General features: G+C 33.8%; 9 protein-coding genes and 1 tRNA gene. 6 read left to right on the top strand and 4 right to left on the bottom strand.

Annotation, left to right across the window (positions count from 1 at the left end; all coding sequences use genetic code 11):
• The first annotated feature begins 287 nt into the window (after positions 1–287).
• From WFZ85_RS13040 to WFZ85_RS13030, 3 genes are all read left to right on the top strand, one after another.
• Positions 288–1,346, top strand: a complete 1,059-nt coding sequence (locus tag WFZ85_RS13040; RefSeq protein WP_342696737.1) for a linear amide C-N hydrolase — start codon at positions 288–290, stop codon at positions 1,344–1,346.
• 510 nt (positions 1,347–1,856) lie between these two features.
• Positions 1,857–3,320 carry an FAD-binding oxidoreductase gene (locus WFZ85_RS13035; RefSeq protein ID WP_342696736.1) on the top strand — a complete coding sequence of 488 codons (1,464 nt, stop codon included), beginning with the start codon at positions 1,857–1,859 and terminating at the stop codon, positions 3,318–3,320.
• A 475-nt stretch (positions 3,321–3,795) separates the two neighbouring features.
• A complete protein-coding gene (locus tag WFZ85_RS13030) occupies positions 3,796–4,665 on the top strand; it encodes a DUF808 domain-containing protein (protein WP_342696735.1) in 870 nt (289 codons plus the stop codon).
• A gap of 209 nt (positions 4,666–4,874) precedes the next feature.
• On the opposite strand, the gene WFZ85_RS13025 is transcribed toward WFZ85_RS13030, so the two are convergent.
• Together WFZ85_RS13025 and WFZ85_RS13020 are read right to left on the bottom strand one after the other, a co-directional pair.
• The gene (locus WFZ85_RS13025; RefSeq protein WP_342696734.1) at positions 4,875–5,972 is read right to left on the bottom strand and encodes a slipin family protein; all 1,098 of its coding nucleotides are present in this window, start codon (positions 5,970–5,972) and stop codon (positions 4,875–4,877) included.
• A gap of 381 nt (positions 5,973–6,353) precedes the next feature.
• Positions 6,354–6,411: transfer RNA gene (locus tag WFZ85_RS13020), tRNA-OTHER, on the bottom strand.
• A 414-nt stretch (positions 6,412–6,825) separates the two neighbouring features.
• On the opposite strand from WFZ85_RS13020, the gene WFZ85_RS13015 reads away from it, so the two are divergent.
• From WFZ85_RS13015 to WFZ85_RS13005, 3 genes are all read left to right on the top strand, one after another.
• Positions 6,826–7,347 (top strand): hypothetical protein, encoded by a 522-nt coding sequence (locus tag WFZ85_RS13015; RefSeq protein ID WP_342696733.1) that lies wholly within the window; start codon positions 6,826–6,828, stop codon positions 7,345–7,347.
• Between the two features lie 78 nt (positions 7,348–7,425).
• The gene (locus WFZ85_RS13010; RefSeq protein WP_342696732.1) at positions 7,426–10,539 is read left to right on the top strand and encodes a DUF6493 family protein; all 3,114 of its coding nucleotides are present in this window, start codon (positions 7,426–7,428) and stop codon (positions 10,537–10,539) included.
• 2 nt (positions 10,540–10,541) lie between these two features.
• On the top strand, positions 10,542–11,867 hold the full coding sequence (locus WFZ85_RS13005) for an SWIM zinc finger family protein (protein WP_342696731.1): 1,326 nt from the start codon (positions 10,542–10,544) through the stop codon (positions 11,865–11,867).
• Between the two features lie 128 nt (positions 11,868–11,995).
• Here WFZ85_RS13005 and WFZ85_RS13000 read toward each other — a convergent pair whose 3' ends face one another.
• Together WFZ85_RS13000 and WFZ85_RS12995 are read right to left on the bottom strand one after the other, a co-directional pair.
• Positions 11,996–12,748 carry a hypothetical protein gene (locus WFZ85_RS13000; RefSeq protein ID WP_342696730.1) on the bottom strand — a complete coding sequence of 251 codons (753 nt, stop codon included), beginning with the start codon at positions 12,746–12,748 and terminating at the stop codon, positions 11,996–11,998.
• Complete coding sequence (locus WFZ85_RS12995) at positions 12,749–13,234, bottom strand: glycine-rich domain-containing protein (protein WP_342696729.1); 486 nt, start codon at positions 13,232–13,234, stop codon at positions 12,749–12,751.
• Positions 13,235–13,263: the final 29 nt, after the last annotated feature.

The following is a 13,263-nucleotide window of genomic DNA, read 5'->3' as shown; positions in this document are numbered from 1 at the left end:
TTTTTCATACTTTTGTTTTTAGGATAAATACATACCTCGCTCTGCTGTTGTTCTAGGCGGGTTTAGAAAGCCATCATTTCAAGTCGAAACGAGAATGAGGCAGTTCATTTCTAATAGAAGCAATGTATTCTATCTTTTCCTCTTCTGAAAAGTAATAACTATTTGATAAAACAAATAAATAGCGAAATAGTCAGGCTATTTAATCCTGAAATGGAGACCAGAAACCATGTAAAAACGGGGTGTAACCGAAAAACCTAATGAGTAGGACAATTTAAAATATAATTAATATGGTTATTAAGGCTAACCGAAAATCAGTAGTAGCATTATTCTTATGTACTATTTTTACCGTGCAACAAGCACTTGCTTGCACTCGAATTGTGTATCAAGGTCCAAATGGAACCATTATCACAGCGCGCTCAATGGACTGGAAAAGTGATATTCCCGCAAATCTGTGGATATTCCCAAGAGGAATGAACCATAATGGCGAAGCAGGAACAACCTCTATAAAATGGAAATCAAAATATGGCAGTGTGATCACCAGTTCTTGGGACATCGCTTCTTCTGATGGCATGAACGAAAAAGGACTTGTGGGTAATTTGTTATGGCTCGTAGAATCAACATATCCAAAGTTTGAAAAAGACAAAGACAAACCGGGTTTAGCAATTTCACTTTGGTTACAGTATGTGCTTGATAATTTTGCAACAGTAGAGGAAGCGGTTACTGCACTAAGCAAAGAAGAATTTGTAGTAGTGTCTTCGCACATTCCTGGAACACCAATTTTTGCTACAGTACACCTATCAATTTCAGATAAAACAGGAGACAACGCCATATTTGAGTACATCGCAGGCAAATTAGTAATACATCATGACAAGTCGTATGTAACCATGACCAACTCCCCTATTTTTGAGGAACAGCTGGCTATTAACTCCTACTGGAAAAATATTCCAGGAACCATTATGCTACCAGGAACAAACAGAGCCGCAGACCGATTTGTAAGAGCCTCTTACTATATCAATGCAATTCCAAAAACCGACAATACTAGAGTAGCAATACCCAGTGTGTTTAGCGTTATAAGAAATTGTTCCGTGCCGTTAGGTATATCATCTCCAACAGAACCCAACATATCATCTACACGTTGGAGAACATTAGCAGACCAGAAAAACTTGGTATACTACTTCGAAAATGTCCTCAACCCAAATGTAGTTTGGGTAGAATTCAGTAAAATTGACTTCAGTGAAAAAGGAAAAGTAAGAAAGCTTACTTTAGACAGTAACGAAAACTACGCAGGCGAATCGTCAATGAATTTTAAAACAGCACAACCCTTTCAATTTGCAGGATTAGATTAAATCGGCAAATAATAGTAAACAACGGTGCAACAACCTTCATAAAAGAAACTTACACCACTTATAAAAAACAACCTCTTTTCCTGTCCCAACGCTTCAAAGTCGGGAGATGAAATCGAGGTTGTTTACTGTTTTCGGCCTACTGCACATATCTATTCAAACCTAAATCATCCAGGCCAAAAAATGTATCGAGAAGCGCATCCCAAATCCAGCGCGTCACTTCGAGTGTTTTTGGCTTACTGCACATATCTCTTCAAACCTAAAGCACCCAAGCCAAAAATGTATCGAGAAGCAACAATCTAAAAGAGGAGACCTATACAACAAACTCCTTATATAGTCAACTAATAGTTTCAATACCATTCGTTCTTTCAAAGAAAATTTGTAGGTTTGCTTAGCTCGGTTTATGCCATTTACTTTTTGATAATGAACTTTTTAAACGAACAGAAACTTTAATTGTTTTTAAACTGATGTTAGCGTTTTTTTAATAAAAAAAACGAAAAACGAAATTTACAGATGAAGAAAAAACACCTTTGGATAATTGGAATTTTGACAATAATTGCATTTATATCTATTCCGACTTTACATATTCTAAAAACCAAATGGAAGGAAAAGGGTATTGACATTGAAATACCAAAAGGATATACAAACGATGCAAGTAAACTAAACTTAACGAAAATTGACACCGCTATTGAAGTTCCAAACAATAAAATAGAGATTGAAATCCAACTTAGAAACGTATTGAAATATGCAAAAGAAAATAATCTAAAAATTTCTATTGCTGGTGCGAAACATAGCATGGGTGGACATACTATTTATCCACACGGAATTGTATTAAATATGCTTCCCTACAATCAAATGAAGCTTGACACCATAAATAATATTTTAACAATCGGTTCCGGTGCTTTGTGGGAAGACGCTCTGAAATATTTAGATAAATACGGAAAATCAATAGCTGTAATGCAAGCATTCAGTTCGTTTTCAATAGGCGGTTCTATAAGCGTTAACGGACACGGTTGGCAAAAAGACTTACCACCCATTTCTTCAAGTGTAATTTCATTTACTCTGATGAAAGAAAATGGAGAAATTATCAATTGTAGTAGGCGAGAAAATCAAGAACTTTTTAAACTAGTACTTGGCGGTTACGGACTATTTGGAGTTGTCTTAGACATAAAATTGAAAGTTGTTGAAAACGAAGCTTTACAATTCAAATACATTCGATTAAGTCCTGTCAACTACATAAGCTATTATAAAAAGTATATCTCAGAAAATCCAAATGTAAATCTTGTATTCGGCAGACTGCGAATTTCAAATAAGTATTTTTTAGAAGAGGCAACATTGAACTTCTTTGAAAAAGTTGATGCAACTATTCCAACTTTACAAAACGAAAAAAGTACTGAAGCACAAAGATTGGTGTTTAGAGGAAGTGTAAACAGTGAATATGGAAAACGACTTCGTTGGGATTTGGAAACAGGAATGAATAAAGTTTCTAAAAACGAAATTTATTCAAGAAATGAACTACTAAATGACCACGTTTCACTAATTGAAAATAAAGACACTTCTTCAACTGATTTACTTCAAGAATATTTTATCCCTGAAAGAAATTTTAATCAATTCATTTCAGATATGAAACCTATCTTGAAAAACTCGAAAATAGACTTGCTAAACATCACTATTCGAGGTGTTCATCAAGACAATGACAGTCACTTGAATTATGCTCGCGAAAATGTATTTGGTTTTGTACTCTTGTTCAACCAAAAGAAAACAGACAAGCAAGAAACTGAAATGAAAAAACTAACAAACCAACTTGTAGATGTTGCATTAAAAAATGAGGGAACTTTTTACTTGCCTTATCGTTTGCATATTGAGAAAGATAAGATGAGAAAATCTTATCCAAACGCAGAGTCTTTTTTTCAACTAAAACTAAAATACGACCCAACTGAATTGTTCAATAATAAGTTTTATGAACATTATAAATAGAAACAATTTTCAAAAGCGTATTTGACAACCAATACTAAAACCCCAACCCAAGAGTTATAAAATAAGTGTAGCTCAAAACACAATTCATAATTTCTAACTCGTAAATTTTAATTGCTATCCCCTAATTTACCTCAACCGCTCGTATCATCTTATGGAACTGAAAAAAAATGAGATCTGTGAATTTTAGGTCTTGGATGGTCACTGGTTTATTGCTGTCAAAAAGTGTTTGTTCGCATTTTTAATGCCTCTTGTATTGACGGGCTTTATGTTGGTATAGTTGACCAAGGTTCCTTTTGCTAGTTCTACAGTTTTACTCCTCACTCGAACCATTTTTTTTGACGTAGTGATGGTTTTAATCGGTGGTCTGTATGATATATTTTTTTAATACAAATCACTACTATTTTATCACCAGTACACATTACTATTTTGGTTATATTTGGCTGTTTTTAAAAAGCACATAATAAAATTAAAGAATATGGCATCAGGTTTTTTTGCTTTGTTAGATGATATTGCAGTACTCATGGACGATGTAGTGGTGATGAGTAAATTAGCTACTAAAAAAACGGCAGGTATTTTAGGCGATGATTTAGCGGTGAATGCCGAAAAAGCATCAGGTTTTGTTTCTTCGAGAGAAATCCCCGTTTTGTGGGCTATTACTAAAGGTTCTTTCTATAATAAATTGATAATATTGCCGCTTGCCTTTTTACTAAGCTACTATCTGCCAACGCTCGTGACCATTATTTTAGTGCTTGGCGCTTTATATTTAGCTTTTGAAGCGGCCGAAAAAATATATGAGTATTTTGTGCCTCACAAGCAGGAGACTATTGCTAGCGATGAAGCGGATTTGGCACCTGAAACCATTGTTGAAATGGAAAAAGCCAAAATAAAATCAGCCATTGTCACTGATTTTATTTTATCGGTAGAGATTGTCATCATTGCCTTAGGTAGCGTCATGGGGAAACCTATAACCACACAAATTATTGTGGTTAGTTTTATTGCTATTTTGGCAACTGTGGGTGTTTATGGAATCGTCGCAGCCATTGTGCGCATGGACGATTTAGGATTGGTATTGGTTAGTAAAAAAAATGCAACTTCTAAATGGCTTGGTAATTTACTCATACGAGCACTTCCACTTATAATAAAAGGATTAGCATTTGTAGGCACTATTGCATTGGTAATGGTTGCGGGTGGCATATTTGTGCACGAAATTGAGCAAATACATCATTTAGTTGCTGGCTTGCCATCACTTGTTGGCGAAGTGCTTGCTGGGCTTGTTGGAGGTGTTATTGCTTTTATAGTAGTAAAACTGGTGGCTTTGATTTGGCGTAAAGTTACAGCTAAGTAATGCGCTAGTGTATAGTTGGTAATAGTATTTCAAAGAATTGGTTTGTCTTCACTTTAGTTATTAGACAGTTTTGTTGACTCATTCGAAGAGGATTAGGTTTTGGGATTTTAGGTCTTGAATGGCTAGTGGTTTACTGCTATTAAAAACTTGTCAGGTGTAGTTTTAATTATTATAACCAAAAACCACGAGCAGCAACTCGTGGTTTCTTTTTATTTAACAAAAATCTCTTTCAATTGACCGATGACGTTACCCGAACCGGAAATGGTGATTTCACCAATTCGTTCCGCAATTTTTTCCACATATTCCATCTCTTTCAATTTCCATAAGGTTTCGTTTTCCTCCATCAATTTGGCAGTGTTCAACATGCTTCGCATAGACGCAGTTTCTTCTCTTCGCATGATGCTGTTGGCTTGTGCTTTTTTTTCAGCCACTAAAACTTGGTTCATGATTTCTTTCATATCACCAGGTAAAATAACATCTCGGATACCAGCGTCAAAAACTACTAAACCTAAAGCATTTATTTTTGCGGTTGCTTCTTTCAAAATAGCTGTAGCAATATCGTCTTTTTTGCTCAACAATTCATCTAAAGTAAATCCACCTACAAAAGCACGCAACGCCAATTGCATCAAGACATACAACTGTTTTTCAGCATCTTTATTATCAATCAACGCTTTGATACTATCTACAATTTTGTAGCTTACAAAAAAGTTAATTCGCAAAGCAGCTTTATCTTTAGTCAACAATTCCTGACCTGAGATTTCCATTTGTTGCTGTCTGGTATCGACGTTTTTAACTTCTACTGAAATAGCATTGTTCCAAAAATAGTAGGTTCCAGCAGTTAATTCTTTGACGAAAGAACCGTTAACAAATAACAAACCTTTTTCGAAGCTCAACACCTGAAATCGTCTAACGTATTGTTTGATTTTCATATTCTCCAAAAATGCAATTGGAATTTCCTCAGTGATTTCCACTTTTGATATATCAGCTATTACAAATTTGTTCTCGTTGTATCCTTTCCAAAAAGCATAACGACCAGTGCTCAATATTTCTTTGAAAATGCCATTTGAATAATATAAAGCGATTTCATTATCCGCAATTTCAACGATTTCTAACATCGATGCCAATTGTTCATTTTGCAACAATATGTTTAATTCGAATGGTGCAACGAAAGAACTTTTCATTTCATAGACCATTACTTCTTTGTTACCCAAAATCCAGAACGCACCTTCTTGCAATACGCCAACCAATTTTCTCTGCTCAAATACCAAACCCACTTGGTATGCTTGAATTCTAATTTTCTTTATCATAATTTCTATTTTCTTTATTCTATCTTCTTTATTCTTTACCCTATTATCTAATAATAAGAAAACAGCTTGTCTTCATCCTCTGCCAACGACGGAAAACAAAAGGTTTTATTTTCAAGTAGTCTGGTTTTCTGTTGTTTTTTGAAAACAGTAGTTGGCAAGCAACATAGTGGTTTCCTTCAAACAGTAAAGCAATCTAAAATCTCATAAAGCGATTTTATTTTCAGGTCTTGGCTTGAGTGCAAAACTGGAACACTTTTCACCTTTGCCGACAAAGACAAACCCGTTTTCTTTTTTTGTGCATTTTTTTAAAGAGTTATGCTACTCTGGACAATCTACATTAAAAGTGTAGCACTCTACCAATTGAGTTATCTCGTTTATAGACGAGAGCAGGACTCGAACCTGCAACAAACTATTGTTCTAACCACTGAACTATCTCGTTTTGCAACGAGAGTGGGATTCGAACCCACGACCGATAGTGACGATTATTTTTTGGAAAATAATCAAAAACCTCCAAATCAAGTTGAACAGTAAACCATCATTCGCCAACGCGAAACGAATACTACAATAGTGCTATACAGAAACACCCAACAGGACTTGTTTGATATTGTTTTTCTTTTACTTCAAGGAACGTTTTATACTTTCAATCGTCACTTCGAGTGTTTTTGGCTTACTTCAAATGTTTTTTTAACCCAATCACCCAAGCCAAAAAGGTATCGAGAAGACTTTCTAAACAGTCATCTTGTTTGACAAGACAAATATTCAAATGGTTGTGCGCAACTATTTTGCGTAGTAAAAAAATAATTACAGTAAAAAGGGTATTTTGTTATATTTGCTTGAACTCGTTTAAACCATTATGAAAAAAATAGGTGTTCTAATATTGACTATTATCATTTCAATTGTAATGGCTTCCCTTTATGGTGCGTTGCACGACCAAGTTACCTACTCTATTTCTTCTGAATATTTTACAGTATATAAATTTGATCAATTTGGTTTTTTAGACTGGGGAAACAACAATCCTAGACAAACAACTGCTCTAATTGGTGTTTTAGCTACTTGGTGGGTTGGATTATATATTGGGATAGTTCAAGGTCTCGTAGGTTTGCTTCACCAAAACCATAAATTGATGTTTACCTATGTGATGAGAGCAATTTTTATAACTTTAGGTGTTGCAATAGTTTTTGGAATTATTGGTTATATCGTTGGTTTATTGGACACTCAAAGTTATGAAGACTGTTGTTTTCCTTATAATATCAAAGACGGTAGAAGCTTCAAAATTGTAGGTTCTATTCACAACTATAGTTATACTGGTGGTGAAATTGGTGCCTTTCTTGGAATTGTCTATCAGCTAATAATGAGAAGGAAAATAAGAAAGTAATACATTTTTTGTTTTCTTTTTTGGTTTTAAAATTTCTTAATCTTATAAAAAATAAAGCATAATAATCATCTGTTATAAATGAATAAGCATCTAAAATACATTGACGGAACTTCAGACAAGTTTTGGCAAATTGAAGTTACAGGCAATAAGTTTACCGTTACCTATGGAAAAAATGGTACTTCCGGAGTATCTCAAACCAAAACCTTCGACACTGATGAAGATTGCTTGAAAGCGGCAGAAAAGCTTTTATCAGAGAAAGTAAAAAAAGGATATTCCGAAGATGGCGAAGTGGTTATTGCTAATAAAGTTGATACCAAAACGGGGAAGGTAACCAATATATCGACAATTTTAGAGGAGTATGATGCTATTATTCGTCAAAAAAACAGTGCATTACTTTTACCCTTTTTAGAAAAAAATACAAAAGGAAATTTAGACACTATCCGAAAACATATCAAAAAAAACAAGCGCTATTGGATGACTTATGTGGATTTATCGCTTGAACCTGGTTATAAAAAACCCAAAGATAACAGTTGGAGTTGGGGGATACGTGGTGACGAAAAAATTAAAGAGATCATTACATTAAGTGCTATAGCTACTTTTGATAAAACCGATATTCTTTCGTTTGAAGAAGCAATGAGTTTTTTAGAAAATAGTGATGAGCCTATCATTCTAGAAATTTTAAATTGGGCAAAACCCAACTGGATTGAAATCTATATCTTAGATCGATTTAGAAAAAATGATTGGCAAAACTTTGAATATAAATCGCTTCGATTTCTTGAAGATAAAGGTTTTATAACTTTTAATCCTGAGTTATTTGCCTTGTGTTTGTCAAGATTTAACAGCTGGCACGGCAAAACAAAACCAAGAGAATTTGTTGCGTTTTTGGCCAATGATGAAACGGCTTGCAAAAGAGATATTCCATTATTGTATGACTATGAAACCAACATTCAGAATAGCAATTTTAATGAAACGCCAAATGCTAGTTACCGCGAATTGAATACGTGGAATATACTTTTCAATCAATTAATTTCTGAAGGCAAACTTGATAAAAAATCATTTGTTGAAAACGCAATTCTTATTCAAACGAAAGAATGGAACAACAATTTGAAACTTTTCTTTAGAAAATTATTAGAAGATTTAAATACAAAAGCCCATGAATTAATTCCGTTTCAAGATAATATTTTTACCTATTTTCATAATTCAAACCCAACGATAGTTAATTATGGTGCTGAATTGGTTAAGAAACTCTATGAGCATCCAAAATTTAAAACAAAATCATACTTAGAATGGGTTGAAAGTTTAATGATGCGAAATGATTGCAAAGCAGCCATCAAAAGCAGCTTAACAGTTCTAGAAAAGATAAGCAAATCCAACCCAAAATTAAACAAACCTATTGCATTACTTATAGCCGATATCTTTATTATATCGGATTTGAATATTCAAGAACGAGCAACCAAATTACTTTTAAAAATTGGTACCGAAAAAGACTCTGCGCTTTCAGAAAAGTTAGCTTCTTATGTAAGTTTTATGCAAGGCAGCGTAAAAACTAGTTTAAGTAAATTTTTAAGCGAAGATGATTTAATCGTTGATGAATCTTCATTAGAACAGTATCAATTCAAAAATGAAAATGTAAAAGTGCTATTGGAAGAAGTCGAAATTCCTAAAGATTGGAATGACATACTTTTTTTAATCGGACGATTTATTACTTCTAATGATGTCGTTGACTCTGAAACCATAGTGAATGTGTTTATTGCACAAAGAGATTTATTTCCTCAGGATTATACCGCTCAACTTCAACCCTATCTAAAACAATTAGAAAAGAGCTACTTTTCGAGTATTCCAAAAAATTATGTTAAGAATTTATTAGTCAATAAAATTCCCAACAAAGATTTTGTTTATAAAATCAATGACAAAGATTTAATTACGCTCAATACGCTCAAACTAATAAAACCTCTTGTTCAAAAAGCACTTCTAAAGAATAGCGAAGGTTCAAAACTTCCGTTACTTTCTTTCCCAACACACAAACCTTATTGGGTGGAACCAAAAACACTTTTGGAACGAATAATTCAATATCAAACCTCAAAAGAAACTATTGATAAAGTTGATTTAAGTATAGCCATCAGCAGAATGCCGCGCGAAAATGTAGAAGAAGCTATTCCATTGCTAAGTAAACTTGATACCGAAATGAAAGAATTGATGTCCTATTGTTTAGGCGTTTCTAATGAATTAAAAGTCCATTCGTCTTCAATACTTTCAAAATTGTTTCAAAAAGTAACTGGTCCAAGCGAAGACACCGAAAAACTGGCTTTGTGGGCAGTTGCAGCCAGAACGTATTATCCAAATGAAACTTTTGAAGAATTTGAAAAAACTACTTTAAATGATATTCCTTTTGTAGCTAAACCTTTCGCTCCCGAAATCAATTTTAAAGAAAAATGGAACGAATGGAAAAATTACCAAACCAAAGAACTAGAGCGTTCGCCTTCATGGACAGAACTTACCTATACACTTCCTGTAGAAAAGAATATTCCACAAAATTTTATTTATAATCTAGATTTACATCCCAAAAAAGAACGATATACTTGGCATTCGGATTATGTATTAAATTCTGAAGACAATGCTTACTATTGGAATAGCATTATGCCTCAAAACAATCAACCTCTAGCCTATTTACTATTAGCCAAAAATTGTAAAACAGCCGACGGAACAAATAATGAGTTAAAAGGATTTTTAAATATTACCAATTTTCCAGGTTTTCAATTTGATACCACTTCATTATTGGTTTTTGCTTGTTGCTTCTTCCAAGAGAAAAAAGAGGTTCGCCTTTTAGCTTCCGAAATGATTATAAATCTTGTAGAAAAACAAAAGATAGACCTCAATCTTTTTTCTGAAAAACTAGCGTTTCTTATTACTAATAAATATGGCGTTTTATTACGATTAATCGATGGAATTATTACTTTAAAAGACGTTTCACCGTTACACAATTCGGCTTTGTTTCTAATTTTAGATGGTATTTTCAAGAGAATAAAATTAAATGATAAATTGCCTACTAACTTCAAGAAATTAGTTGAAAATTATTTGGATGTTATAGCAAAAACCAACCAAAAACTATCAGTAGAAAGTATTCATTTCTTCGAAAAACACAAAGAGAACAATTCGCTAAAACCACTGATAAAACAACTTTTAACATCATAAAAATGAACGATTTACTATATAAATACCAAAGTGTTTCTACACTAAATAAAGCCAAAGGAATCAATAATTTGGTGATGGCACATCAAACAGAGATAGAAGAAGTAAACAATATTCCTTGCTTCTTTTGGGGAAGTCTAACCGAACCTTACATTACGGCAAAATGTTGGAGTACAATTGCCAAAGTAGTTCGCTCAAGTTTTGGACCAATCCCACCAAGTTTAAGAGATCCAATTGTTTCGGCTGGAGCAGAACGCATGCGTTTTGAAGGTTTTTCTTCTTGCAATGGAGTATATGTTCGACTAGATATGAAACCCGAAGCTATCGATGGCGAATTTATCGCCTCTGGAACAACCAATGTCGATTTTAACGAACCGATGTTAAACGCTTTAAACGCTATTCAAAAAAATGAAAAAGTAACGTTAGCCGTTGGTCAACACGATGTTCAAGTCATTACAACCAAAGCCAAAGTGGTTGAAAAAAAAGTAACGCTTCCGCCACGATGGATTAAGGGTTTGACTAGCGTTCAATTATATTTAGCCGACATGGATAAAAAGTTTGAACTCAATAAAATGCAAACCATTCAACTTTTTCAAAGCCTTCCCAAAGGAAATGTAAAAGGCGAATTCTACATCACAAAACGTGCTGGAAAATTTATGTTTTCTACTTTAGAAACCCCTGACAGTGTTCGAATTGGTGGCGTTCATCGTTTACGTTTATTAGAAGGTATTTTGCCTATTGTAGATAAAATCTACTTCTACGAATCTTCCGATAAAGAAACCTGTGCTGCGGTTTGCGAATTTGGAAAAATGCAATTGCTCATGGCGTTTTCACCTGATGCATACCGTGGTTTTTCGGGCGAAGGAAAAGCGTTGGAAAACATGACCGAAAATCTTCCGATAGAATGGGTTTATGGTTTAAACAGTTTGCTAAAATCAAACGAATCATTCGATCCAACGATGCTTTCTATCGAGAATGATATCGATTTTGGAACGATGGAAAATCTCACGGCAAACTTATCTTCCATGGGATTATTAGGTTATGATATTGAAGAACGCAACCATTTTTACAGACGATTACCTTTTAAAACCGAACGCATTTTAAGCTTAAACCCAAGACTGAAAAATGCCAAAAAATTAATCGACAACGATGACATTCAAATCATTTCTAAAAGACACAACTATACCGAAGCCAACGTAAAAGGAACTGGAGTAACCCATAAAGTAATTTTAGACGGAGAAAACCAACACTGCACCTGCGATTGGTTTACAACCTACCAAGGCAAACGAGGAATTTGCAAACATATCTTGGGAGTGAAAATGATTTCGTAAAAAATTATTTACTTTATTTTTCATCAACACTAGACCGGTTTTGGAAACCTGTCTGGTGTTTTTTTATTATAATATCAGAAAATTAAGCTATTTTGGAAATCTAAATCATACAGAATACTTTTCAGGTATCAATCTCCACCACAACCAGAACATCCGCCACCAGAACATCCACTGTCGCCACTACAGCTGCTATCAAAACTTGAAGAATAGTCGTCGAAACTCATATAGGCACAACCTGATTCACCTACTCCACTATTGTCATTAACCCGATTGATAATACTTCCCATCTCATGATCAATACGACTAAACAACTCATGATCAAAAGCAACCAACAAAAATATGTTACCACCTATTTTTTCAATTAGGTCAATTACCATTTGACTCTCTAAAGTACTATTGTTGGCAAGCTTATTCGCTTCAATTTGAATTTCTTCTTTTACTTCTTTTTTTAATTTGGCTCCATAATCTGTTATACTGTATTTATACAATAACTTTTGGAAAATATTTTGAGAAAAACATTTTTGTAGCGTTGGCGTTTTGTAGATATCAGCCTTGTAATACAATAGTGCTTTCGATTTTTGATAGGCAATTTTCACCAAATTGCTAAACAAAATTTCAATAGAAGTATCAGACACAAAAGAGGATAAAAAAACCCTTTCGTGATTTAGAGAAGTGTACGTTTCAAAGTTTTTTCCAATACTAACATACGTATAAACTTTTAATTTATCTCTATAATGTGGTCGGCGTTCAACTTCGTATGTTTTTAAAACTTGTTTGAACAGTAAATCTATAAACGTTAACTTTAATAATTCATTATGTGTTGCACCTGGTTTGGTTAACAATACTACTTCTGCTGGAGTTAGTTGTGATAGATGTTTCATTTAAAAAGGCTTTTTAATTATCCAGTTTCTTTTAACATTTACTCTTTGAAATTCAACTTCTGAAAATCTAATTTCACTGGTTGGCCAAATATCATTTGGAGCTTCTAGCTTAAATACTTCTTGATAAAAAGTCTTTGTTTTTTCGTACCAATTGTTAAATTTAGACTTTTCATTATCGCCACCTTTTGTTGGATTGTGATGGATTTTTCTCTTAATTGTAGTATCACAAAAATCTACCCAATACGATTGTGTGTATAGCAAATGCAAATGCCAAACCTGATCAACCTGGTCAGAAGGCGTCAGCGGATGGTCGGAAAGTGTCAATAGGAAAATAAATTTTTTATATTCTAAAATGGTACGAACAGCATATTCTATAGACCAACCATTTTCCCGCGCAAGACGATCAGTAAAAGTAAAGGAAGCTTCTGCATCGTCTATTTCAAAACCTTTTATTTCGTTCCAAAGTTGCAACTGTTCCTCAGTCATAATTTCAATTTAAAATTGAATATTCACAA

Source organism: Flavobacterium aureirubrum (assembly GCF_038739835.1).
Classification (GTDB): domain Bacteria; phylum Bacteroidota; class Bacteroidia; order Flavobacteriales; family Flavobacteriaceae; genus Flavobacterium; species Flavobacterium aureirubrum.
This window is presented reverse-complemented; position numbering and strand designations above follow the sequence as displayed.